The sequence below is a fragment of the Acidovorax sp. A79 genome, assembly GCF_041154505.1.
GTDB lineage: Bacteria > Pseudomonadota > Gammaproteobacteria > Burkholderiales > Burkholderiaceae_C > Acidovorax.
The window spans coordinates 2,738,989-2,761,676 of the sequence record NZ_AP028672.1 but is presented as its reverse complement, the minus strand read 5'-3'; the positions used below and the strand labels follow the sequence as shown (position 1 = coordinate 2,761,676).

The following is a 22,688-nucleotide window of genomic DNA, read 5'->3' as shown; positions in this document are numbered from 1 at the left end:
GGTTTCCCATCGATTCACCCGGTTACCATTCCATGTCCGCACTCACTCACTTTGACGCTCAGGGGCAGGCCCACATGGTTGACGTGGCCGCCAAGGCAGCCACTCACCGAATCGCCATTGCCAGCGGCCGTATTGAAATGCAGCCCTCGACCTTGGCCCTCATCGAAGCCGGTAACGCTAAAAAGGGCGACGTGCTCGGCATTGCCCGCATCGCCGGGATCCAGGGCGCCAAGAAAACTAGCGACCTTATTCCGTTGTGCCATCCTCTGGCCTTGACCCGCGTTGCTATTGAATTTGAAGCATCCAGTGCTCGCAAGTTGGACGCTATCGGCATATTCTGTGCCGCAACCGTGGAAACCGTCGGTCCCACTGGCGTGGAGATGGAAGCCCTCACCGCTGTGCAGGTGGCGCTGCTCACTATTTATGACATGTGCAAAGCCGTTGATCGGGGTATGTCTATCCATGATGTGCGTGTGGTGGAAAAGCACGGGGGAAGGTCGGGTAGCTTCCTGGCGGAGGCGCCAGGCGACTAACATTCCTAATGGATAGATATCAAAAACACAGCCCACAACGTTAGAGCTCAATTTGGCTTGAGCTGAATTTGGGCCGGTGCCCCTTTCGTCCTAGAAAGAGTCCAAAGGCACAAAGCCGAGCGGCTCGGCCGTAACAGCGTCCAGCAGCACTGTCCATGCCACATGACGGTCTAGCAGAGGCAGATAGCGCAGACCCGCAACTGACCGACCCGTGGCTGCGATGGCTTGATTGATTAGATCCGCTTGACCCGGAAAATGGCCGTGCAGATCGCTTGCGGGCTTGGCTTCCTTCAGGATGCGGGGCGTAGCAGTGACATAAGGTTGCCACAGGTCACTGCGCGCTGCCAGAGGAGCCCCATTTAATGCCGCCATCGTTGCATCGAATTCTTCTGCGGGACTCTCAAAGGGACGTAGTGCGACAACGGTAGGCCCCCTCAGAGGCAGGCGTTGCAAGCCAGGTGGCGCTTTGGCCAGAAGATCCGGGGTTGTATCGATTGCATGCACGACGGTCATGCGGGAGTATTCGAAAACCAGATGGACTGGGCGGCTGACGAAAACGGTCCATAGGCCATAACCCAGCGCTGCCAGTTGCAACATGGCCACGACGGTAAGATCGCTCAGCAATTCTCGCCGTGGCTTTGCGCGATTAAAGATGATCAAGGTCATCAATGGCCCTAGAACCACATCGACGGCGACAACTAATGTAAAAAGTTGACGCCCGCCGGAAATTTCGCTGTAAGGGTACGGGTACCACAGCACGAATACCAGCATGCCTGCTAACCCTGCAATAGACACGCTGATAAAAAAATGAATCCCGCTAGCCACTGAGCGGGCTCTCCAGTTTGCCATGGCGTTTTTGGTCATTTCAATTTTAATTATATTTTTGGTAGAGGCCAATTTAATGCTGTCAATTGCATGGATGTAGTGCAATATGGTTGCCTATTGAATTTTCGGAAAAATAATCAAGCCCACGCTCTCCGGATATTTTTGCTGAAATATCTGCCAGCGTTTTTCTATGGTTATACAGTGGGCCGCTGTATATATGCCACATAGTACTTTGAGTTGCGTTTCGGCAACAAGGCGATCACCATGCATTGCATTTGCTAGCGCATATTGAAATAGGGCTGGAGAATAAGGGTAGCGTTGTACTACTTTCGCCATGAGCGTAATATTTTTTTCTATAGCATATTCGTCTTCCTGCATTGTTCTCATGGCGTACATGGTAGCGAGCTGATTCAAAACGAGAAATTTCGTAGGTTGCTCGTTGTATGCAGGGCGCGGGCCGATTTGTGCAGAGCGCAGCCGCACTGCTACATCAAGTGGGACGGCATTGATGTAGTCTACACAGATTGCAAAATACAAAATGCATGTGGTGAACATGAAGATTACGATTTGCTTCCATTTGAAATGGCATTTCACCAGATTTGATTGCGTGCCATCCAGGTAGCCCATTATTAATCCTAATGGCATCAAAAAATAAGCGTACGTCAATGGATATTCGAGCATTCCGTGGATGAATACTCCGAGTACGGCGCAGTATAAATAGTTATTTCCATCATCTCGCTTGCGGTGGCTGAGGTTTTGAAAGAACCATACAAAAAGTAGACCTAGCAGAATAATCGCAATTGGCCATCCGTTCCAAACAATCAAGTCCAATGCAAGATTGTGAGAGTAACTCATGTACGTTCGCAGAATAGGGTGCGTTTCAGCAGTGACCTGCTGCGCCCATCCTGTTTGCAGCCAGCCATATCCGAACCAAGGGCGTATGGAGCTTGCATCCAGCAACGCTGACCACATGGTGAGTCGCACGTCGTGCAGTGGAAGCGCCCGGGTTTGTTGGTCCGCCGTAAGAAGCGCGGTGCTTTGAAGCCAAGGAATCGCCATGTACCAAACTGCGAATGTGACCGACAGCAATCCAGTGGTAATTTTTTGTTTTTTGTTCCCCGACGAAAAAATAGTTAACAAAAAAATGGAAACTATCTGCAGCCAGCCCGTTCTCGATTGCGTAATTGCCATGCCAAAAGTAAGAACCCCCCCGGCCAGTATAGTGCTGCTCAAATGCAATTGCCCCTGGTTTCGTAGATATAATATTCCGCAAAATGCTATGAAGCAGAGGGTGCTAAAATTATTTATCTGACCCAGATTTGCACCAGGGCGATCGCCAATGTCGGTCTCCATCAAAAAGACCGCTAAATCCCACGTTTTTGTCCATTGTATGAGGGCGATACCGATCGAGAGGATGGCGGAAGTTGCGATGGTAGCAATGAAAGCGATTATCCATTCTTCGCGTTCATTTGATTTTTCAATTAATGATCCCGCATGAAGTGCTATGAGAAAGGTAGATAGGTAGAGGGATATCAAGAAAGCATCACCGGAGAAAATAAGAAGCCCGGCGAAATGCTGACCCCATACCACGACAAGGGCGAGAAAAACAAACACGAGGAGGGGCCATGCGATACCAGGGGCGGGCGGCTGGATTTTTTTTGTTTGCACCGCCGCCGCGATCCAGAGAATCAACGTTGCTGCAAATGCGAGCCCTTCATTCCATGCGGGCAGCCAAGGGTACGCCTTATTTGCAATCAACCACGACAATGCCATCGTGATTAAACCCACCATCGCACCCTTGCTTAGTTTCCGGTTCACTATGTTCCCTTCGTCCATAAAAAAAGACCCCGAAGGGCCTTTCTTGCTTCGCGCTCGGCGATCAAATCTGTCCGCGGCATGAGCCGGGCAGGTACTTGATGGGCATCGTCGTTCCTTCGCTACCCAGACCACAACGCCAGCCCCAGACGGTTTTATTGACATCGGTATTGGTAAATGGAGTGGTTGCATTCACCATGGGAACCAGCGTCACATCCTTGCTTGCGGCATCCTTTAGATCGGTAGCAGCAGAGGATGTGATCACGACCTTGCCCGCGCTGGTGGTTGTCATGGAGGCAACGTACTTCGTGCCGCTACCAGCGCTGATTTCACAACCCCATGTGCCGGCTGCCGGCAGCGTGGTACCAACGGTAGACTGCACGGTTTCCGTGATGCTGGTGCGGCAAGCAGAGCCTGCCAGAATGATTTCCGACACCTTGGCGCGGATGGTGTAGTCCTGATAGGCAGGCAGAGCCACGGCAGCCAAAATACCAATGATCGCGACGACGATCATCAGTTCGATAAGGGTAAAACCTTTTTGCAGGGTACGCGTCATAGGAACCTCCTGGGAGTCAATTTGCAACTGAGTACCTGTCGAACAATTCGCCAGGTTAGCAAGCTTGCAGCACATTGTGTGCCAGATTGAACATCGCGCTGAGCGTTGCAAATAGTACCGGAAGAAGCGTTGCAGCACTTGAGAGCTGAAAACTGTCATTTTTGGTGACATTTTTGTTTGGCCATCCCTGTCACTGCAAGCGGCCTGTTACAAATCAAAAACCTGTCCCGCTTCGAGCCACCGCAGATCATGCGGCGAACCGCAATTTAGCAAAGGCGCGGTGCTAAGTTGCTTGATCTCCTCCATGATGACAGCAGTTTCTGATGGCTTGGTGTGCGTGATGTAGATGGGAAAAACCCGGTCCGTGCGCAGTTGTGCAAGTTCTTGCGCCAAGGTGATCGGCGAGAGGTGAAGGCTTCTCTCTGCGAGCATGCGCTCTCTGTTGCTGAAAGCAGTTTCCACTACCAACTGGCAGACAGGCATGCGGTTGATCCATTGCCAGAACGCGGGGTTTCTTTCGCTATCACCGCTAAAAGCCCACCAGCCGGTGTCGCCCAGGACCGCGTATCCGACCGCAGGCACCGTGTGGACCGCTGGCAGCACTTCGATGAGACGATCGTCAAGGATGGCCTGCTGACCCACAGACAGGGATGCATACCGAAGAAATGGTCGATCAGGCGTTGGAATGGCACTGAAGTCCGGCCAGATGACTTTATTGAATACATGGTTTTGCAGCGCCGCGATCGTTTCTGCGAGCGCGTGCACCGTCACGGGCGCATTGCGTATCGACGACACTGCATCCAGCATCAGCGGCAGCGCCGCAATGTGATCCAGGTGTGAGTGCGTCAAGAACACATGGTCAATTTGGCGCATCTCTTCGAGCGTTAGGTCGCCCACTCCAGTTCCCGCATCAATCAGGATGTTGTCGCCTATCAAAAATGAGGTCGTGCGGCAGCCCTTGGCGATGGAGCCTGAGCATCCGAGCACGCGAACCTTCATGGGCCAACCTGTCTATTTGGTGTCGAAATTGGTGGCGCTATCCCATTGGGGGTCGAAGGTCTGCCCTTGCAGGGTTTGCATGCGGGACGCATAAATATCATAGATGGCAGATGGCGTGGCAGTTTGCTGTAAGCTCACCAGCAGTTTGTCGCATTGTGCCCAGTCCTGGGCGCGATAGGCGTCCAGAAAGTGCTTCCATATGGATAATTCTTCCGCTTTCTGAGGCATCGTGGCGTGCAGTGCGGCAACCGGCGAATAGATAGCCACAGCCTGAGCCTTGCCCTTGACGCGCACCCGATCCAACTCTTGCCAGACAAGACCTGGTGCCTGGGCTTGGGTGGATTCACTCGCCACGGTGCGAACGCCGTAGTGCTTGGACAGGCCCTCTAGGCGAGATCCCAAGTTGACCGCGTCGCCGATGACCGTGTAACTGCGCCTCATTTCCGAGCCCATGTCGCCTACACACATGGTGCCGGTGTTGAGTCCTATGCCGATACCAATCTCCGGTAGCTTGCGCTCCCGATGCGACAGATTGATCTGTTCCACTGCCTGCTCCATGTCCAGCGCTGCCCGCACCGCCAGTTGCGCATGGTCTGGCGTAGCCACCGGCGCCCCCCAGAACGCCATCACGCAGTCCCCCATGTACTTGTCGATGGTGCCGCGATGACTGCGAATGATGTGGGTGAGCCGGCTGAACACCTCGTTGAGCAGGGCTTGGAGTTGCAGCGGTTCCATCTGTTCCGACATGGCCGTAAACCCCCGCATGTCGCAGAACATCACGGTCAGCTCCTGGTTGGTCGCCTGCATGCTGTACTTCTCGGGCTGCTTGACCATCTCGTCCACCAGTTCCGGCGGCACATACGTGCCAAACAGCGCAGCCAGTTCCCGCTTGGAGCGGCTTTCCACAAAGTAGCCGTAGACCATGTTCAGGGCGAATGCGAACACCGCCATCACCACCACGGTAGCCAATGGCATGGCCAGGCCATGGGCGAGGTAGAGCCAGAGATTGAGCACGGCAAGGACTGAGACGGTCCCAAGGCTGAGCAAGACCGCGGAGGTCGCCGAAAGCGCTGGCAGCGCCCCCGCCAGCAAAAGGCCTGCGATGAGCAGCTGCACGGCATCAAAGCCCACGGCGTAGTCTGGCCGCACGATGCTTTTCCCGTCCAGAAAGGCCGAGAGCATGTTGGCGTGCGTCTCCACGCCTGGGTAGGTGCGGCCCACCGGGGTCACGCGCAGGTCCAGCAATCCTGGTGTAGTTGAGCCCACCAGCACCAGCTGGTTTTGCAGGTTGTGGGGTGGGAGTTTGCCCTCCAGGACATCGGAGGCGGAAATATACCGAAAGGACCCTCCACCGACATCCCCCGGGCCGCGAAAGGGGATGAGGGTTGCGAGCTGGGCGTCCACGGGCAATGCCAGCGCGCGGCCATCCTGGCGCAGCACGACGCTCTGCAGCGTGTCATATCCGCCTTCAGGAAGGGGGCTGGCAAAGCCGGGGTGCACTTCCGGCATGCCAAGCACCGTGCGAAACATCGCCAGCGCGAGGGATTCGTAGTACTTCCCCTGGTGCTCCGCAAGCAGGGGGAGGGAGCGGACGACGCCATCGTCATCGGTGATGGAGTTGAAAAAGCCTGCGGCGGGCACGGCGCTGGCGAGCTCTTCGATGTTGCTGCCATAACCGCCCCAGGAAGTGGCTTTCAGCGGCAGCCCGCGCAGCCGCTCCGGGGAGAGCGCTGGCGCGGGCAACACGCCTTTTGTCCTTCCGTCCCGGTCGCTGGTGAGGTAGTAGCCCAGAACCGCCGGCCGCCCCTGGAGCGACCGGGCGAAGAGCGCGTCATAGTCGAGCGCCGGGGCCAGGCGCACGAGTTGTTCCTTGAACCCTGCCTGGGCCCGCAAGGGGCCCCGGGCCAGCTGCTCGAGGCTGGAGAGTCCCGAGCTTCCGTCGGCTTCCGCAAAGAGGACGTCGAAGCCCACGACCGCCACCTGCTGGCGCTCGAACAATTCACGGCTTAGGGTGGCGAGCTTGTCTCGCCCCCAGGGCCAATGCCCCACCCGCTCCAGGCTTTTCTCGTCGATGTCGACGATGACGATGCGCTCGTCCAGCGTGCGCGGCATGGTGGCGCGCAGCCGGGTGTCGTAGATGATGTTTTCCAGCCGCTCCAGGACCTGGAGATGAAGAACGCCTGCAATGTGCAGCAGCGCAAATACCAGCGGAATCAACGTGACCGCCATGCGCCGCCCATGGCGCCAGAACAGGTGCAAGACGGGATTGCGCACGAATTCCAGGGGCAGTGGGCCGGAATGAGCCGCCTATGGGGCTGCTGCAGTCCGGCGGTGGCGGTCAGCTCTGTTCGAACTGCATTTCCGTGCCGGCCAGTTCGAGCCGGTCACCGTTCTTGAGCGGCACGGGCGATGTTCCGATGGAGGCGCCGTTGAGCAACGGCATGTCGGGACCTTCCACGTGGGCCAGCACGAATCCTTGATGGCGCTTGGTGATGGATGCAACCGCCACGCCGGGCTTGCCAATGGTGGTGACCACCTTCTGCAGCGACACTTCACGCCCGGCGGCGGCTCCCGACATGACCCGGATGACCGCGGAAATGGGAACAGGAGCCGGCGCCGGAACTGCGGGGCGCGCGGCTGCGCCGACGGGCGGGACCATGCCGGGCTTGAAGATCATGGTCTTCTCGAAGTTCTGCCCCTCGGCCTCGTGCAGGAAGCGGATCTTGTACTTGCCCACCTCGACCGTGTCGCCGTTGCGCAGTTCCTGCCGCTTGACGGCCTTGGCATTGACGTAGGTGCCGTTGGTGCTGCCCAGGTCTTCAATCTCCACATCCTGGCCCGCCATGTGGATAACGGCATGCTCGCCGCTCACCGCGAGGTTGTCGATCACGATGTCGTTGTAGGGGCGCCGGCCCAGCGTGGTCCGCTCCTTGGTCAGTTGCACTTCCTTGATGACAACCCCGTCGATTGAAACGATCATTCTGGGCATGATCCACTCCTGATGTGATGAGTAATTGTTGTAGTAGTGGCCACTCACGCGGCCCCTAGCAATCGGGACATAAGGCCGCGCTTCTTGCCTCCCGCGGCCGCTTGCACCAGCAGTACGCTCACGTTATCACGGCCACCATTCGCATTGGCGGTGTCGATGAGCAGTGTGGCTTTTTCCTCCAGGGGAACAGGTGCCCGCACCAGTTCCGCCAGGTCCGCGTCCGCGACCATGTCCGTGAGCCCGTCCGAACACATCAGGAACAAGTCATTCGGCGCGACCTGGAATTCGTTGACTTCCATCATGACGTTGGGCTCCACGCCCAGCGCGCGGGTGACCAGGTTGCGGTTGGACGACAGGGCCGCTTGCTGTGCGGTGAGCAAGCCGGCATCCACCTGTTCCTGAAGCCAGGAGTGGTCGCGCGTGATCTGCTGCAGGACGCCGTCCCGCACGCGGTAGCAGCGGGAGTCGCCGATGTGCCCGAGGATGAGGCGGCTGCCGTGGAAGACCCCCACCACCAGCGTGGTGCCCATCCCTGCGTACTGGGGGTTGGACAACGACGCTCCAAGGATCGCGTGGTTGGCGTTCTCCACGCAGATTTCCAGGGCGCGGCGTACGTCGGTGGATTGCGGCGTGCCGCCTGCCTGCCCCAGCCAGCGGGCCATCTCGGTGCGGATGAAGGTGGTGGCCATGCCGCTTGCCACTTCGCCGGCGTTGTATCCGCCCATGCCATCGGCCAGGATGGCGACCTGCGCATCCCGGTCGACCGCCACCGCGTCTTCATTGTTGGTGCGCACGCGGCCTTTGTCGGTCCGCGCGAAAAATTCGTAGGTCATGGATGTGGAGGCGTGCGTCATCGGGCGCCTGGAATCGGCGGGGATGCCGCACCCCGCCCGGCGGGTGGCTCCATCACGGTTTCCTGAAAATCCGCCATTTCATGCCCTGTTGCATCGCGGTCCGCATCATAGACGACTGCTTCCGGGCCCGGTAACACTTCCGGCGCCGAGGATGCTGCGCCTGCCTGGCGAAGGTCGGAAGCGAATTGCCGCCCCGTCTGGTAGCGCGCCTGCGGGCGCTTCTGGAGGGCCAGGGCCACCACGCGGGCCACCGCGGATGAAAGCTCCGGCCGCAGCTGGCGGATGTCGGGTGCGTCCACGCTGGCGATCTTGTGCATGAGCTCGGTCATCGACTCGCCGCGCAGCGGCAAGGACCCGGTCAGCAGCTGGAACAGCGTGACGCCCAAGGAATACAGGTCCGATCGGCCATCCACCTTCTTGCCCGCGAGCTGCTCGGGCGACATGAAGCTGGGGGTGCCCAGGACCATCCCCGTGCGCGTCTTGCTGGAGTCCGTGATGCGCGCGATGCCAAAGTCCGTCACCTTCACGGCGTCCGTGGCGGCGTCGAACATGATGTTGGCCGGCTTGATATCGCGGTGCACCACGTTGTGCGCATGGGCATAGTCCAGTGCCTCGGCGACGCGGGCCGCAATGGACAGCACGGTGTCCACGGGCAGGAGCTGCCCGGCCCGGCATGCCTGCGTCAGGTCGGAGCCCTTGAGGAATTCCATGGCGATGTAGGCGAGGTCGTGTTCTTCGCCGGCATCGAATATCGTCACGATGTAGGGATGCTGCAGGCGTCCCGCGGTTTCCGCCTCGCGGAAGAAGCGGGCCCTCGCGTCGATCAGCGCGTCCCCTTCGAATTCCTCTCCCAGGGCCAGCGTCTTGATGGCGACCACGCGCCCGATCTTCGGATCCCGTCCCAGGTAGACGACGCCCATCGCTCCTTTGCCGATCTCCTTGTCGATCCGGTAGCGACCGAGCATCGGGATACCGGCTGTGGCATCGCCCGGCAGGCGCGGCGAGGCCGGCGGGACCGACGCGGGCGTGCTGGAGGGCGGGCCATCCACGTCCTTCTGCAGCTGGGCCCGCACGCGCTTGTAGCGGGCATATGCATCCTTGTAGGCGCGGTTGTGCTGCAGGATGTGCTTGTAGACGGACTTGGCCTTGGCAAAGTTGCGCTTGCGCTCGAAGTCCTGCGCCAGGTGGTACAGGTTGTCCATCAAGGCATCACTGGGAGGTACCTTGCGCAGGCGCTCGAATGCCATGTCGAGCTGCCCCTGCCCTTGCAGGGCCAGCCCCATCATGCGGTCGGTTTCGGCGGCTTCCCCGGACGATTCCTGGGTGCTGCCTCCCCCCATGCGCAGCGCGGTGAATGCCACCACCCCCACGAGCAAGGCCAGGGCGCCGGGTACCAACGATATCCACTGCCCGGCATGGCGCAGCAAGCCCCATTCGGTGCCTGCCAGGAGCAACAGCAGCACTGCGCTCAGCGCCCATCTCGCGGCACGTGAAAGCCGGGGAAGGACCAAGGCCACGAAGAGCCAGGCCCCCAGCACCGATCCCCATGCAGCCGCGGGCGCCCAGGAGGGCCTTTGCACACCGAGGCCCTGCCGCATGGCGGAGACGGTGTGCGCGAGCATCTCGACCGGGTACATCGTCCGTGCGCCCGGCTGAACCCAGGGGGCCGCCAGTGCCTCGCTGGTGTCCCCCACCAAGACGACCTTGTCCTTGAAGGTGTGAAGGGGCACCTTGCCGCTGAGCGCCTGGGCAAAGGACACCGTGGGAAACGGTGTCGCGCCATCCTGCGCGGCATGAGAGCGCGGATGCATGGCGGCGGCCTCGTCCGTGGCAATGTGCAGTCCGCCCACACGCACACCGCGCGGCTCGTCCTGGGTGCGGATCTCGTTCGGGCCTAGATGCAGGCTGTGCCGCGTTGCCAGCAATGCCAGCGAGGGCACCGCGACTCCGTCATACCGCAGCAGCAGTGGGATGCGGCGCACGCGGCCGTCGTCATCCGCTTCCATGGACAGGTGGCCGACGCCTGCCGCCACGGAGCCGAGTTCCGCGATGGGGTGCCGGGCCGACGTGGCGGGCGTGGCGAAGGACCCAGAGTCGGGCAGGACGCTGCGGTGCGCATAGGGGGGCAGCGGCGTGGCCTTTCCTCCGGCCAGGGCATAGCTTGAGGCCAGGAACACATTGCCGGCGCGCTGGATGCTGGCCGCGAGGCGGCCATCGGTGTCGAGCGCCTGCTCCGCCTCGGCGGTGGCACGGCCCAACTCGGCGGCCAGCGGAGATGTTTCCCCGGCACGCGCAAGCGTCTCCCGCACCGTGCGGACGTAGGCAAGGCCGCGGTCGGATTCAGGGGTGGCGAAGGAAGGGGTCAAGACAATGGTCTTGGCGCCCGCGGCCGCCAGCTGGTCGACGAGCCGGGCGTAGACATCGCGGGACCAGGGTGCGCTTCCCAGCGCTGCCAGGCTGGCATCGTCCATGCCGACGATGACAATTTCAGGCAAGGGGGGTGGCGTGGCGACACTGCTCGCTGCGTCATACACGCGGTATTCCAGGGACTGGAAGACACCAGCGGCCGCACACAGCGCAATGACCACCGCCGAGGCCACTGCGCCCCGAAACCCATCGGTCCGCCACATGCCCAGCCACCGACCCGAGGTTGTTCGTCCCACTTGCTATTGGTTCCACACTGTATTTGTGTGGGTAAAAGCAATATCTGCGCCCGGGCGGGCAGGGTGCGCGGCCGTCGCCGTTACCGCGGCGCCGCTGGGCCCCTGCAGGCACGGATGCCCTTCTTGTCGTGGCGGGGCGGCCGCCACGCTGTCAGGGTGCCACTTTTGTCACATGATGCAACAATTTGTTGCATCATGTGATGGGGCGTAATCAGGCTGCCGATTCCCGCCGGGCCCTGTGGGGCCAGAATTTCCCGGCGCCCACCACCAGCAGCGCGCCAAGCGCCGCGGCCACATAGTGCAGCGAAGGATGCGCCACCACATAGCCATGCAGCGCTGCGTCATTGGCAATGGTTTCGCCCCCCACCCATCCGATCAAGGCGGCCCCCAGCAGCACGATGGCGGGGAAGCGCTCCATGAGCTTGATCATCAGCGTGCTGCCAAAGATCACGAGCGGAATGCTGATGGCCAGGCCGAGCACCAGCAGCAGCACGTTGCCGTGCGCCGCAGCGGCAACGGCGATCACGTTGTCCAGGCTCATCACGAGGTCCGCAATGAGAATGGTGCGCACCGCCGCCATGAGGCTGCCATAGGCCTTCGACTCGCCTTCCTCTTCCTCATCGTCACTGAGCAGCTGGAAGCCGATCCACAGCAGCAGGCAGCCGCCGACGATCTGCAGGAACGAGAGCTCCAGCAGCTTGGCTGCCACCACGGTGAGCAGGATGCGCAGCACCACTGCCGCGCCAGACCCCCAGAAAACGGCCTTGCGCTGCTGATGGGGAGGGAGGGACCGGGCCGCCAGGGCGATGACGACGGCGTTGTCGCCCGAAAGAATGATGTTGATCCAGACGATCTTCATCAGGCCGATCCAGAAATCGGCACTTTGCACAAACTCCATACTGAACTCCACTGTTATGAATGCAAGAAGCGCCGGGAACCAGGGTTCCGAGCGCTTCTCTTTTTATTGGAGCGGCCAGTTTATCGGGCCTTGCGGCTGCGGGCGTCCGTAATTGTGCTTACGAATGCCCGTGCCGGTGTAGGGCCGGCAGCTTACTTGAGCTGGGCCTTGAGCAGCTTGCCCAGCTCCGACGGGTTGCGGGTGATGATGAAGCCCGACTCTTCCATGATGGCGAGCTTGGCATCGGCCGTGTCGGCGCCGCCGGAGATCAGCGCGCCGGCATGGCCCATGCGCTTGCCGGGAGGCGCGGTCACGCCAGCGATGAAGCCCACGATGGGCTTCTTCATGTTGGCCTTGCACCACTGGGCGGCTTCGGCTTCGTCAGGGCCGCCGATTTCGCCGATCATGATCACGGCGTCGGTGTCCGGATCGTCGTTGAACGCCTTCATCACGTCGATGTGCTTCAGGCCATTGATGGGGTCGCCACCAATGCCCACGGCGCTCGACTGGCCCAGGCCCACCTCGGTCAGCATGGCCACGGCTTCGTACGTCAGCGTGCCGGAGCGGCTCACGACGCCGATGCGGCCCTTGCGGTGGATGTGGCCGGGCATGATGCCGATCTTGATTTCGTCGGGCGTGATGAGGCCGGGGCAGTTCGGGCCCAGCAGCAGGGTCTTCTTGCCGCCGGCGGCTTCCTTGGCCTTCATCTTGTTGCGCACCATCAGCATGTCCTTGACCGGAATGCCTTCGGTGATGCAGATGGCCATGTCCAGGTCGGCTTCCACAGCTTCCCAGATCGCATCAGCAGCGCCTGCGGGCGGCACGTAGATCACCGACACGGTGGCGCCGGTCTGTGATGCGGCTTCCTTGACGGAGGCGTAGATCGGGATGTTGAAGATCGACTCGCCGGCCTTCTTGGGGTTCACGCCTGCCACGAAGCAGTTCTTGCCGTTCGCGTATTCCTGGCACTTCTCGGTGTGGAACTGGCCGGTCTTGCCCGTGATGCCCTGGGTGATGACCTTGGTGTCTTTGTTGATGTAGATCGACATGTGTGTTCTCCGGGCTTACTTGACGGCAGCAACGATCTTGGTCGCAGCTTCGGCCATGGTGTCTGCGGCGATGATGGGCAGGCCGGACTCGGCCAGCATCTTCTTGCCCAGCTCTTCGTTCGTGCCCTTCATGCGCACGACCAGCGGCACGTTCAGGTTCACGGCCTTGCAGGCGGTGATCACGCCGGTGGCGATGGTGTCGCACTTCATGATGCCGCCGAAGATGTTGACCAGGATGCCTTCGACCTTGGGGTTCTTGAGCATGATCTTGAAGGCTTCGGTGACCTTCTCGGGGGTGGCGCCGCCGCCCACGTCCAGGAAGTTGGCCGGCTCGCCGCCGAACAGCTTGATGGTGTCCATGGTCGCCATGGCCAGGCCGGCACCGTTCACCAGGCAGCCGATGTTGCCGTCCAGGCTGATGTAGGCCAGGTCGAACTTGGATGCTTCCACTTCGGCTGGATCTTCTTCGTCCAGATCGCGGAAAGCCACGATGTCAGGGTGGCGGAACAGCGCATTGGCGTCGAAGTTGAACTTCGCGTCCAGGGCCATCAGATTGCCCTTGGAGTCGCAGTTCAGCGGGTTGATTTCCACCAGCGACGCATCGGTGTCCATGTAGCACTTGTAGATCTTGGCGAAGATGTCCACGGCCTGGTCAATGGAAGCACCGGTCAGGCCGATGGCGGCTGCGACCTTCTTGCTCTGCTCGGTGGTGATACCGGCAATCGGATCGATCATCTCGGTGATGATCTTCTCGGGCGTGGAGTGCGCCACTTCCTCGATGTCCATGCCGCCTTCGCTCGAAGCGATCAGGGCCACCTTCTGCGTGGCGCGGTCGGTGACCAGCGAGACGTACAGTTCGTTCTTGATGTCGGCGCCGTCTTCGATGTACAGGCGGCGGACCTTCTGGCCTTCGGGGCCGGTCTGGTGCGTCTTGAGCTGCATGCCCAGGATCTCGCCAGCGATGCGCTTGACGTCGTCGATGGTCTTGGCAACCTTCACGCCGCCGCCCTTGCCACGGCCACCGGCGTGGATCTGGGCCTTGACGACCCACACGGGGCCGCCCAGTTTCTGGGCTGCTTCCACGGCTTCTTGCACCGTGAATGCGGGAATGCCGCGCGGAACGGGCACACCAAAATTGCGCAAGATTTCCTTGCCTTGGTATTCGTGAATCTTCATGAGGTCTCTCTCAGGGAAGGATGGTGGTTACCCGTTTGCCATGAACAACAAAATGTCTGGCCGCGGGCTGGGGACATGGCAACCAGCGACTGTATCATGTTGCAATGCACCATCCTTGTGCGTGGCTGACGGCTTCGCCGCGCCTGCCGGGTGGCAGTTTCTTGGCTTTTCTCGTGGTTTCTTGGCAGACTTTGCTGCCCATTTTTTGCAGGAGCACCCTTATGTCCAGAGTCTTTATCGATGGCGAAGCCGGCACCACGGGCCTGCAGATCCGTGAGCGCCTGCAGGCCATGCCGCAGATCGAGCTGGTCAGCATCGCGCCCGAGTTGCGCAAGGACCCTGCCGCGAAACGCGACCTGATTGCCGGCGTGGATCTGGTGATCCTGTGCCTGCACGACGATGCTGCGCGTGACACCGTGGCGATGGTGGACGAGATTGCCCGGAGCACGGGCCGCAAGGTCAAGGTGATCGACGCCAGCACGGCCCACCGCACGGCGCCCGGCTGGGTGTTCGGCTTTCCCGAGCTGGCCGCCGGCCAGCGCGAAGCAGTCGCGCAGGCGGACCGCGTGGCCAATCCCGGCTGCTATGCCACCGGTGCGATTGCGCTGCTGCGCCCGCTGGTGGATGCGGGCCTGGTGCCCCCGGACTTCCCGCTCGCCCTGCCCTCGGTCAGCGGCTACTCGGGTGGCGGCCGGACCATGATCGAGGCCTATGAGGCCGGCACGGCGCCGTTGTTCGAGGCCTATGCGCTCACGCTGCAGCACAAGCACCTGCCCGAAATCATGCGTTACACGGGCATCACCCGCCGGCCCATCTTCGTGCCGTCGGTAGGCAACTTCCGCCAGGGCATGCTGGTGCAGCTGCCGCTGCATCTGGACCTGCTGCCCGGCGCGCCCAAGGCGGCCGATTTGCACGACGCGCTGGCGGCGCATTACGCCAGGAGCAATACACCCGAGCAGTGGGTCAGCGTGCTGCCCGCCACGGCCGACGGCAAGCTGGATGCGACCGCGCTGAACGACACCAACAAGCTGGAGCTGCGCGTGTTCGCCAACGAAGAGTACCGGCACGCGGTGCTGATCGCGCGCCTGGACAACCTGGGCAAGGGCGCCAGCGGCGCGGCCGTGCAGAACCTGCAGCTGATGCTGGGCCTCTGACGGCGGGGATCGGTGGGGACAACAGGCGGCTCCGGAGCGTGGCCGCCTGTGCTGTCTTCTGGGTCCCGGGGCCTTGGGGCGCCGCCCCTGCCCGCGTGACCGGCCCTAGATCTCGCCCTGGATTTCCGGCGCTTCGCCACGCACGACGCGCCGGGTGATCTCGCCCGAAAACCCGCGTGCGGTCAGAAAGCGGACTTGCCGCGCACGTTGCTGCGCATCGTCCGCCACGGCGCCAAATTTGCGCAGCCACAGTGCATGGGCGCGTGCCCATTCGCTGCCTTTGAGTTGGTCGAGGGCGTGCTGAACTGCCTCGGGGCCGATGCCCTTGGCGTGCAGCTCCTGCCGTATGCGCTGGGAACCCAGGCGGCCCGCGCGCTGGTGCAGCACGGATTCCACCACCCGGGCCTCGCTGATGAAGTCGCGCGCCTGCAGGTCTTCCAGCAGGGCCTGCAGGTCGTCGCCCTCCTGCACATGCGGCGCGAGCTTGCGCCGCAGTTCAGCGAGCGAGTGCTCGCGCTGGCTCAGCAGCCGCAGCGCCCGCCCCTTGAGCGAGAGCGTGGTGAACCCCATGGCCTCTTCTTTGCTTTCAATTCAATAGCTGCCAGCGCTTGTCAATCAGGCGCTGGAAGGCAATCTGGCTTGAATTGTGGCGGTCATTCGGCCGCGGCGGCAGGGGCCTGCAGCGCGTCGGGCAGCAGCGCAATGCCCAGGCCCTCGCGCACCTTGTTCTCGATCTCGCGGGCAAGGTCGGGGTTCTCGCGCAGGAACTCGCGCGCGTTGTCGCGGCCCTGGCCGATCTTCTCGCCGTTGTAGGCGTACCAGGCGCCCGACTTCTCCACGATCTTGGCGGTCACGCCCATGTCGATGATCTCGCCCTCGCGGCTGATGCCCTCGCCGAACAGGATGTCGAACTCGGCCGTCTTGAACGGCGGCGACACCTTGTTCTTGACCACCTTGACCTTGGTTTCGTTGCCGATGGCCTCGTCGCCCTTCTTGATGGTGCCGGTGCGGCGGATGTCCAGGCGCACCGAGGCGTAGAACTTGAGCGCGTTGCCGCCGGTGGTGGTTTCGGGGCTGCCGAACATCACGCCGATCTTCATGCGGATCTGGTTGATGAAGATGACCATGCAATTGGTCTTCTTGATCGTGGCCGTGAGCTTGCGCAGCGCCTGGCTCATCAGGCGGGCCTGCAGGCCGGGCAGGGCGTCGCCCATCTCGCCTTCGATTTCGGCCTTGGGCGTGAGCGCGGCCACCGAGTCGATGACGATCAGGTCCACGGCGCCCGAGCGCACCAGACTGTCCACGATTTCAAGGGCCTGCTCGCCGGTGTCGGGCTGGCTGATCAGCAGGTCGGACAGCTGCACGCCGAGCTTCTGGGCGTATTGCACATCCAGGGCATGTTCCGCGTCCACGAACGCGCAGGTGCCGCCCTGTTTTTGCATCTCGGCAATCACCTGCAGCGTGAGCGTGGTCTTGCCCGAGGATTCCGGGCCGTAGATCTCGACCACGCGGCCGCGCGGCAAGCCGCCCACGCCCAGGGCGATGTCCAGGCCCAGCGAGCCGGTGGAGACCACCTGGATGTCCTCGATCACCTCGCCTTCGCCCAGGCGCATGATCGTGCCCTTGCCGAATTGCTTCTCGATCTGGGCGAGCGCGGCGGCCAGGGCCTTGGCCTTTTCGGTGTTCACGGGCAATGCGGGGTTGGTGCCTTTGACTGCGACGTCCATGAGAAAACTCCTTGAGAAACAATGGGTTGGGTGCCTGCACCGCTCTGCGGTTAATCACAGGCTGGATGCTTGAACAGTAGTTTATGCGAGTCGTCGCGGGGCATTCAAGCTCAATTTAGTCAGTTTGCCTGACAATGTGCGAATGCCTGATATGCCTCTTCCTTCACCCGCCGAAGACGGCTGGCGCCAGACCCACCTGGGCCGCCTGTTCGGCCACGCCATGCGGCGCTTCGACGCGCGCGTGCTGCAGCTCATGGCGCACAACGTGGAGGTGCCGCTGGCGCTGTCCAACCTCGCGGCGCGCGACCAGGTGAGCGCCGCCCACGTGCACATCACGCGCCACCTGGCGCTGCAGGGCGACCGGCTGACCGACCTGGCCCAGCGCGCGGGCATGACCAAGCAGGCGATGGCCAACCTGGTGGACCAGTGCGAGGCCTGGGGCCTGGTCACGCGCGAGGCCGATCCGCTGGATGCGCGTGCGCGCCGCGTGTGCTTCACGCCCACGGGCCTGGCCTGGCTGCAGGCGTTTCGCGATGCCGTCGCGCAGGCCGAGGCGGAGTTCCGGGCGGAGGTGGGCAACGACGTGGCCACCGTGGTGGCGATCGGGCTGGAGGCCTATGCGGGCGGCTAGGCCGCCGCACGGTCATCCTGGCGCCCAAGGGGGGGGGCTTCAGACGCGCGGGGCGCTCTCCTGCCGCGCGGCGTGGCTCAGCGCGTGGGGGTCCAGCCGCAGCGCGCGCAATGCCCGCGCGGCCACGCCCTGCGGCGTGGCCGCGATCAGTGCCACCACGTGCGCACCCAGCAAGGGGCCGGGCTGGCCCTTGCGAGCCTCCGCCAGTGCCTGGATGAGGCCCTCGCCGGACGGCTGCGCGCGGTAGATCCCGGCCTGCGGCGCACAGGGTGCGGCGGGCGGCATTTCGGCATCGATGCCGATCTGCGCCAGCGCATCGCGGTACTGCTGTTCGATCGCGGCGGGCAGGGCGTCCGGGTTCGCGCCAACGCGCGCGAAAGCGCGGCGCGCGGAGCCGTCGGGCAGCTCGATGGCGGCCAGCAGGAAGTGCTCCGCGCCCGGTTGCGGCTGGCCCCGGGCGCGGGCGTGGTGCTCGGCGCGCGTGCACAGCCGGTGCAGGGTGCGCATGTCGTTCAGGCGCTGGCGGATGTGTTGCAGCATGGGGAGGAGTCCTTCCATCATCCAGGGGGGGCGGGGCGCGTGGCCTGGGGAGAGAGCCGCTTGTGCGCCGCCTGCTTGCTGACGCCCAGGGCCTGGGCAATCTGCGCCCACGACCACCCCCGCTCCAGGGCGGTGGCCACGGCCGCCGCCTCCAGCCGGTCGGCCATCAGGCGCAAGGCCACCACGGCGGCCAGCGCGGCTTCGGGGTCGTCGTGCGGGGGCAGCTGCAGGGGCGGTGGGGTCGGCATTCGTCAACTGTAGTTGACGGAACTCGTATCGTCAACAAGGGTTGACAACAGGGCTCGGAGCCTGGCCCGGGGGGCGGGCCCTCAGGGCGCCGGCCCGGTGCCAGCCGCGGCGCCCGTGGGCGGGGGCGCCGCGCCTGCGGGCTCCGCGCAGGCCAGCAACCATTGCCGGAAGCACTGCAGCGCATGCAGCTGCGTGCGGCCTTCGGGGTAGCAGAGCCAGTAGCCCACCTCGCTCTGGTAGCCCCCGCGCTGGACGGCGGCGGCCAGCGGCTCGCGCACCAGGCCGGCGGTGATCTCGTCCTGCACCAGGCAGCGCGGCACCAGGGCCAGGCCCATGCCGGCCATCACCGCACGGATCATGGTCTGGAACTGGTCGAACTGCGGGCCGGCCAGCGGGTCGAGCTGGCCCTGTACCCCGTGCGTCTCGCTCCAGCGCAGCCAGGCCTCGGGCACGGTCACGTGGCGCAGCAGCGCGTAGCGCGCCACGTCGCGCGGGGTGTGGATGGGCCAGTCCGCCACCTTGGCGCGCGGCGCGATCAGGGCCACGTCGTTGCCCGTGATGTAGTGGGCGTGGGCGCCCGGCCAGTGGCCATCGCCGAACAGGATGGCGCAGTCGAGCTCGGGCCGTTCGAAGTTGTAGCTGTGCACGTACGGCACGAAGTGCAGCGTGACCTGCGGGTGCTGCTGCTGGAACTGCGGCAGGCGCGGAATGAGCCACTTGGCGGCGAAGGTGGGCAGGCTCGACAGGTGCAGCGCGCCGCCGCCGTCATCGCTGGTGATCAGCTCCAGGGTGGCGGCCTCCAGCTGCGCCAGCACGGCGCGCACGGCCTTCTCGTAGCGCTCGCCCGCGGGGGTCAGCGCCAGGCGCTTGCGGCTGCGCTCGAACAGCGGCACGCCCACCCAGGCCTCCAGTTCCTTCACCTGCTTGCTCACCGCGCTCTGCGTGAGGTGCAGGGCCTCGGCGGCCCGCGAGACGCTGCCGAAGCGCGTGACGGTGGAAAACGCCCGCAGCAGGTGCAAGGGGGGTGAAAGGCGGCGCAGGGAAGACATCGTAAGTTATCAAATCATTCCATATGGGAATGTTATCAGGCATATCCATTGCTTGGTAGGGCTCGTGGATTCCATTAATCTCAACCTACCCCATAGGAGAAATGTCCCATGCAACGCCGTCATCTGCTCTCAGCCCTGGCCACAGTATCTTTCGTTCCTGGAATAACTCTCGCGCAAGAAGGCAAGCCCCTGCGCATCATCGTGCCCTTTCCGCCCGGAGGCGCCACGGACATGACCGTGCGCAGCCTGCAGGAGTCGCTGGCCCGCATCCTCAAGCAGCCCGTGGTGCTGGAAAACCGCGGCGGCGCGGGGGGCTCCATCGGCATGGCCGAAGCCGCGCGCGCTCCGGCCGACGGCCTCACGCTGGGCGTGGCCACGCTGTCCACGCACGGCGTGAACCCCGCCGTCTACAGCAAGCTGCCCTACGACCCCATCAAGGACTTCGTGGGCGTGACCGAGATGGTGAAGGCCCCCGGCGTCGTGGTGGTGAACCCGGCCGTGCTGCCCGTCAAGGACTTTGCCGACCTCGTGAAGTACCTGAAGGCCCATCCCGGCAAGGTTTCGTATGCCACGCCCGGCAACGGCACCATCGGCCACATGTGGGGCGAGCTGTTCAAGAGCAGCACCGGCACGGCCATGGTGCACATTCCCTACCGCGGTGCGGGCCCGGCCGTCAACGACGTGCTGGCCGGCCAGGTGGCGGTGTATTTCGATCAGGTGGCTTCCTCGCTGCCGCACATCAAGTCCGGCAAGCTCAGGGCGCTGGCGGTGTCCTGGCCCGAGCGGCTTGACGTGCTGCCTGATGTCCCCACCTACGCACAGCTGGGTTTCGCCAACAACAACGACCCGTCCTGGTTCGGCCTGGTGGCTCCCGCGGGCACGCCCGCGGCCGCGGTGGACCGCATCCAGCAGGCCGTGGCCCAGGCGCTCAAGGAGCCCGCCGTGCGCGAGCGCCTGGCGGGACAGGGGCTGTACCCGTCGGGCACAACGTCCCGGGACTTCACGGCGCAGATCGCCCGCGAGATCGACAAGATGAAACGGGTGGCGGCCTTTGCGAAGGTGGCGCTGGATTGACATGGGCCCCCGCTGAGCCGCCTCGCGCGATCCACCCCACGGGCGGTGGCGGGCCGGCGGCCAGGGGGAGCCCCATTTTCTTCGATACCGGGCCCCTGGGCCCGGCGGCCACAGCTGGAGGAGCCCGTCTCAGGGATAACCATGGTCTCCAACCGGTCCGGGCGGCTAGGCCGGCCGCCCCACTTTGCGCACACTCTGCCTATGCATGCCGCTTTGAAACTGATCAACCGACGATTCCAGCAGGCCCAGCCCGGTGCCACCGGTTCCCCCGGCACCCCGCTGGCGCCTGCGGCCTTCACCTACCTGCCCGGCACCACGGCGCTGGTGCTCGATTCGCCGCACAGCGGCACACAATACCCCGCCGACTTCGGCTCGGCCTGCGACCTGCCCACGCTGCGCCGCGCCGAGGACACGCACGTCGAGAAGATCTACGCCTTTGCCCCCGCGCTGGGCGTGGCCTGGGTCGAAGCCCACTTCCCCCGCATCTACCTCGATGCCAACCGCGACACGACCGAGCTCGACACCTCCCTGCTCGACGGCGAGTGGACCGGCCCCATCTCCACCGACCCCCAGGTGCTCAGCAAGGTGCGCCTGGGCAAGGGCCTGATCTGGAAGTTCACCGACGAGGGCGAGCCCATCTACAGCCGCCAGCTCACCGTGGCCGAGGTGCGCGCGCGCATCGACCGCTGCTGGCGCCCCTACCATGCGGCCGTGGCCCAGGCCATCGACGCCGCCCATGCGCGCCACGGCTACAGCATCCACATCAACTGCCACTCCATGCCCGCCGTGGCAGGGCGCTTCGCCACCGAGTTCCCGGGGCTGGAGCACGCGGACTTCGTGGTGGGCGACCGCGACGGCACCACCGCCAGCCCGGCGCTGTCGGCGCTGGTGTGCGAGCACCTGCGCGGCTGTGGCTACAGCGTGGAATACAACCACCCCTACAAGGGCGTGGAGCTGGTGCGCCGCTACGGCAACCCCGCGCAGCACCGCCACGGCATCCAGGTCGAGATCAACCGCAAGCTCTACATGGACGAGGGCACGCTCGCCCAGCACCCCGAGGGCATGGCCCGGCTGCAGGCAGACCTGCAGAAACTGGTGCGCCTGCTGCTCGCACACGATCCGCGCTGACGCGGCGCGCAGGGGCGGGGCCATCCTAGAATCGAGGGCAGGCGCGGCGCCAGACCGCAGCCAACCCTCAAGGAGACACCGCATGCGCATCCTCATTGCCGAAGACGACCAGGTGCTGGCCGATGGCCTGCTGCGCACGCTGCGGGCGTCGGGCGCCGTCGTGGACCACGTGGCCAGCGGCAGCGAGGCCGACGCGGCCCTGCTGACCAACAACGAGTTCGACCTGCTGATCCTGGACCTGGGCCTGCCCCGGATGCACGGGCTGGAGGTGCTCAAGAAGCTGCGCAGCCGGGGCTCGGCGCTGCCCGTGCTCATCCTCACCGCGGCCGACAGCGTGGAAGAGCGCGTCAAGGGCCTGGACTTCGGTGCCGACGACTACATGGCCAAGCCTTTCAGCCTGCAGGAGCTGGAGGCGCGCGTGCGGGCCCTCACGCGCAGGGGCATGGGCGGCACCAGCAGCGCCATCAAGCACGGCCCGCTCGTGTACGACCAGGCCGGCCGCGTGGCCACCATCGACGGCAAGATGATCGAGCTGTCCGCCCGCGAACTGGGCCTGCTGGAAGTGCTGCTGCAGCGCGCGGGCCGCCTGGTGAGCAAGGAGCAGCTGGTGGAGCGCCTGTGCGAATGGGGCGAGGAGGTGAGCAACAACGCCATCGAGGTCTACATCCACCGCCTGCGCAAGAAGATCGAGGGCGGGCCCATCCGCATCGCCACCGTGCGCGGCCTGGGCTATTGCCTCGAAAAGATTCCAGGGTAGCTCCTGAAATGATAGCTGCTTG

At 63.4% G+C, this 22,688-nt stretch carries 22 protein-coding genes; 6 read left to right on the top strand and 16 right to left on the bottom strand.

Annotation, left to right across the window (positions count from 1 at the left end; translation table 11 throughout):
* The first annotated feature begins 32 nt into the window (after positions 1-32).
* Complete coding sequence (moaC, locus tag ACAM51_RS12705) at positions 33-533, top strand: cyclic pyranopterin monophosphate synthase MoaC (RefSeq protein WP_369643716.1); 501 nt, start codon at positions 33-35, stop codon at positions 531-533.
* A gap of 90 nt (positions 534-623) precedes the next feature.
* Here moaC and tfpZ read toward each other — a convergent pair whose 3' ends face one another.
* From tfpZ to sucC, 11 genes are all read right to left on the bottom strand, one after another.
* Positions 624-1,463 carry a TfpX/TfpZ family type IV pilin accessory protein gene (tfpZ, locus tag ACAM51_RS12700; protein WP_369643715.1) on the bottom strand — a complete coding sequence of 280 codons (840 nt, stop codon included), beginning with the start codon at positions 1,461-1,463 and terminating at the stop codon, positions 624-626.
* Positions 1,464-1,472: 9 nt separating this feature from the next.
* Positions 1,473-3,194, bottom strand: a complete 1,722-nt coding sequence (locus ACAM51_RS12695) for a Wzy polymerase domain-containing protein (protein WP_369643714.1) — start codon at positions 3,192-3,194, stop codon at positions 1,473-1,475.
* Between the two features lie 43 nt (positions 3,195-3,237).
* Entirely contained in the window at positions 3,238-3,729 is a 492-nt protein-coding gene (locus ACAM51_RS12690; RefSeq protein WP_369643713.1) for a pilin, read from the bottom strand.
* 207 nt (positions 3,730-3,936) lie between these two features.
* Positions 3,937-4,728, bottom strand: coding sequence for a 3',5'-cyclic-nucleotide phosphodiesterase (locus tag ACAM51_RS12685; RefSeq protein ID WP_369643712.1), 792 nt, complete (start codon positions 4,726-4,728; stop codon positions 3,937-3,939).
* Positions 4,729-4,740: 12 nt separating this feature from the next.
* Positions 4,741-6,957, bottom strand: a complete 2,217-nt coding sequence (locus ACAM51_RS12680; protein ID WP_369643813.1) for a CHASE2 domain-containing protein — start codon at positions 6,955-6,957, stop codon at positions 4,741-4,743.
* 109 nt (positions 6,958-7,066) lie between these two features.
* Entirely contained in the window at positions 7,067-7,717 is a 651-nt protein-coding gene (locus ACAM51_RS12675; protein WP_218297165.1) for an FHA domain-containing protein, read from the bottom strand.
* A 44-nt stretch (positions 7,718-7,761) separates the two neighbouring features.
* Positions 7,762-8,550: a Stp1/IreP family PP2C-type Ser/Thr phosphatase gene (locus ACAM51_RS12670; protein ID WP_218297166.1), complete on the bottom strand. Its 789-nt coding sequence runs from the start codon at positions 8,548-8,550 to the stop codon at positions 7,762-7,764.
* A 17-nt stretch (positions 8,551-8,567) separates the two neighbouring features.
* Positions 8,568-11,201 carry a CHASE2 domain-containing serine/threonine-protein kinase gene (locus ACAM51_RS12665; RefSeq protein WP_369643711.1) on the bottom strand — a complete coding sequence of 878 codons (2,634 nt, stop codon included), beginning with the start codon at positions 11,199-11,201 and terminating at the stop codon, positions 8,568-8,570.
* Between the two features lie 244 nt (positions 11,202-11,445).
* Entirely contained in the window at positions 11,446-12,132 is a 687-nt protein-coding gene (locus tag ACAM51_RS12660) for a TerC family protein (RefSeq protein ID WP_218297168.1), read from the bottom strand.
* Positions 12,133-12,284: 152 nt separating this feature from the next.
* Positions 12,285-13,181, bottom strand: a complete 897-nt coding sequence (sucD, locus tag ACAM51_RS12655; RefSeq protein WP_218297169.1) for a succinate--CoA ligase subunit alpha — start codon at positions 13,179-13,181, stop codon at positions 12,285-12,287.
* Between the two features lie 15 nt (positions 13,182-13,196).
* A complete protein-coding gene (sucC, locus tag ACAM51_RS12650) occupies positions 13,197-14,357 on the bottom strand; it encodes an ADP-forming succinate--CoA ligase subunit beta (protein ID WP_218339453.1) in 1,161 nt (386 codons plus the stop codon).
* A 221-nt stretch (positions 14,358-14,578) separates the two neighbouring features.
* Here sucC and argC point away from each other — a divergent pair, with 221 nt between their 5' ends.
* Complete coding sequence (gene argC, locus ACAM51_RS12645) at positions 14,579-15,511, top strand: N-acetyl-gamma-glutamyl-phosphate reductase (protein ID WP_218297171.1); 933 nt, start codon at positions 14,579-14,581, stop codon at positions 15,509-15,511.
* Between the two features lie 105 nt (positions 15,512-15,616).
* Here argC and recX read toward each other — a convergent pair whose 3' ends face one another.
* Entirely contained in the window at positions 15,617-16,081 is a 465-nt protein-coding gene (gene recX / locus ACAM51_RS12640) for a recombination regulator RecX (RefSeq protein ID WP_218297172.1), read from the bottom strand.
* Positions 16,082-16,164: 83 nt separating this feature from the next.
* Positions 16,165-17,238, bottom strand: coding sequence for a recombinase RecA (gene recA / locus ACAM51_RS12635; RefSeq protein ID WP_218297173.1), 1,074 nt, complete (start codon positions 17,236-17,238; stop codon positions 16,165-16,167).
* Positions 17,239-17,380: 142 nt separating this feature from the next.
* Here recA and ACAM51_RS12630 point away from each other — a divergent pair, with 142 nt between their 5' ends.
* Positions 17,381-17,869, top strand: coding sequence for a MarR family winged helix-turn-helix transcriptional regulator (locus tag ACAM51_RS12630; protein WP_218339455.1), 489 nt, complete (start codon positions 17,381-17,383; stop codon positions 17,867-17,869).
* A gap of 39 nt (positions 17,870-17,908) precedes the next feature.
* Here ACAM51_RS12630 and ACAM51_RS12625 read toward each other — a convergent pair whose 3' ends face one another.
* The 3 genes from ACAM51_RS12625 to ACAM51_RS12615 all read right to left on the bottom strand — a co-directional run bounded on the left by ACAM51_RS12625 (position 17,909) and on the right by ACAM51_RS12615 (position 19,707).
* Positions 17,909-18,409, bottom strand: a complete 501-nt coding sequence (locus tag ACAM51_RS12625) for a Clp protease N-terminal domain-containing protein (RefSeq protein WP_369643710.1) — start codon at positions 18,407-18,409, stop codon at positions 17,909-17,911.
* A gap of 17 nt (positions 18,410-18,426) precedes the next feature.
* Positions 18,427-18,657, bottom strand: coding sequence for a helix-turn-helix domain-containing protein (locus tag ACAM51_RS12620; RefSeq protein WP_218297176.1), 231 nt, complete (start codon positions 18,655-18,657; stop codon positions 18,427-18,429).
* A gap of 81 nt (positions 18,658-18,738) precedes the next feature.
* Positions 18,739-19,707, bottom strand: coding sequence for a LysR substrate-binding domain-containing protein (locus ACAM51_RS12615; RefSeq protein WP_369643709.1), 969 nt, complete (start codon positions 19,705-19,707; stop codon positions 18,739-18,741).
* 108 nt (positions 19,708-19,815) lie between these two features.
* Here ACAM51_RS12615 and ACAM51_RS12610 point away from each other — a divergent pair, with 108 nt between their 5' ends.
* The 3 genes from ACAM51_RS12610 to ACAM51_RS12600 all read left to right on the top strand — a co-directional run bounded on the left by ACAM51_RS12610 (position 19,816) and on the right by ACAM51_RS12600 (position 22,666).
* Positions 19,816-20,781: a tripartite tricarboxylate transporter substrate binding protein BugE gene (locus ACAM51_RS12610; RefSeq protein WP_218297178.1), complete on the top strand. Its 966-nt coding sequence runs from the start codon at positions 19,816-19,818 to the stop codon at positions 20,779-20,781.
* A gap of 201 nt (positions 20,782-20,982) precedes the next feature.
* Positions 20,983-21,909, top strand: a complete 927-nt coding sequence (locus tag ACAM51_RS12605; protein WP_369643708.1) for an N-formylglutamate amidohydrolase — start codon at positions 20,983-20,985, stop codon at positions 21,907-21,909.
* A gap of 82 nt (positions 21,910-21,991) precedes the next feature.
* On the top strand, positions 21,992-22,666 hold the full coding sequence (locus tag ACAM51_RS12600) for a response regulator transcription factor (RefSeq protein WP_218297180.1): 675 nt from the start codon (positions 21,992-21,994) through the stop codon (positions 22,664-22,666).
* Positions 22,667-22,688: the final 22 nt, after the last annotated feature.

Excerpts from the sequence above, each read along its gene's own strand:
- moaC (WP_369643716.1), top strand. The coding sequence starts at position 33 with ATGTCCGCACTCACTCACTTTGACGCTCAGGGGCAGGCCCACATGGTT.
- ACAM51_RS12695 (WP_369643714.1), bottom strand. The coding sequence starts at position 3,194 with ATGGACGAAGGGAACATAGTGAACCGGAAACTAAGCAAGGGTGCGATG.
- ACAM51_RS12690 (WP_369643713.1), bottom strand. The coding sequence starts at position 3,729 with ATGACGCGTACCCTGCAAAAAGGTTTTACCCTTATCGAACTGATGATC.
- ACAM51_RS12685 (WP_369643712.1), bottom strand. The coding sequence starts at position 4,728 with ATGAAGGTTCGCGTGCTCGGATGCTCAGGCTCCATCGCCAAGGGCTGC.
- ACAM51_RS12680 (WP_369643813.1), bottom strand. The coding sequence starts at position 6,957 with ATGGCGGTCACGTTGATTCCGCTGGTATTTGCGCTGCTGCACATTGCA.
- ACAM51_RS12675 (WP_218297165.1), bottom strand. The coding sequence starts at position 7,717 with ATGCCCAGAATGATCGTTTCAATCGACGGGGTTGTCATCAAGGAAGTG.
- ACAM51_RS12670 (WP_218297166.1), bottom strand. The coding sequence starts at position 8,550 with ATGACCTACGAATTTTTCGCGCGGACCGACAAAGGCCGCGTGCGCACC.
- ACAM51_RS12665 (WP_369643711.1), bottom strand. The coding sequence starts at position 11,201 with ATGTGGCGGACCGATGGGTTTCGGGGCGCAGTGGCCTCGGCGGTGGTC.
- ACAM51_RS12660 (WP_218297168.1), bottom strand. The coding sequence starts at position 12,132 with ATGGAGTTTGTGCAAAGTGCCGATTTCTGGATCGGCCTGATGAAGATC.
- sucD (WP_218297169.1), bottom strand. The coding sequence starts at position 13,181 with ATGTCGATCTACATCAACAAAGACACCAAGGTCATCACCCAGGGCATC.
- sucC (WP_218339453.1), bottom strand. The coding sequence starts at position 14,357 with ATGAAGATTCACGAATACCAAGGCAAGGAAATCTTGCGCAATTTTGGT.
- argC (WP_218297171.1), top strand. The coding sequence starts at position 14,579 with ATGTCCAGAGTCTTTATCGATGGCGAAGCCGGCACCACGGGCCTGCAG.
- recX (WP_218297172.1), bottom strand. The coding sequence starts at position 16,081 with ATGGGGTTCACCACGCTCTCGCTCAAGGGGCGGGCGCTGCGGCTGCTG.
- recA (WP_218297173.1), bottom strand. The coding sequence starts at position 17,238 with ATGGACGTCGCAGTCAAAGGCACCAACCCCGCATTGCCCGTGAACACC.
- ACAM51_RS12630 (WP_218339455.1), top strand. The coding sequence starts at position 17,381 with ATGCCTGATATGCCTCTTCCTTCACCCGCCGAAGACGGCTGGCGCCAG.
- ACAM51_RS12625 (WP_369643710.1), bottom strand. The coding sequence starts at position 18,409 with ATGCTGCAACACATCCGCCAGCGCCTGAACGACATGCGCACCCTGCAC.
- ACAM51_RS12620 (WP_218297176.1), bottom strand. The coding sequence starts at position 18,657 with ATGCCGACCCCACCGCCCCTGCAGCTGCCCCCGCACGACGACCCCGAA.
- ACAM51_RS12615 (WP_369643709.1), bottom strand. The coding sequence starts at position 19,707 with ATGTCTTCCCTGCGCCGCCTTTCACCCCCCTTGCACCTGCTGCGGGCG.
- ACAM51_RS12610 (WP_218297178.1), top strand. The coding sequence starts at position 19,816 with ATGCAACGCCGTCATCTGCTCTCAGCCCTGGCCACAGTATCTTTCGTT.
- ACAM51_RS12605 (WP_369643708.1), top strand. The coding sequence starts at position 20,983 with ATGCATGCCGCTTTGAAACTGATCAACCGACGATTCCAGCAGGCCCAG.
- ACAM51_RS12600 (WP_218297180.1), top strand. The coding sequence starts at position 21,992 with ATGCGCATCCTCATTGCCGAAGACGACCAGGTGCTGGCCGATGGCCTG.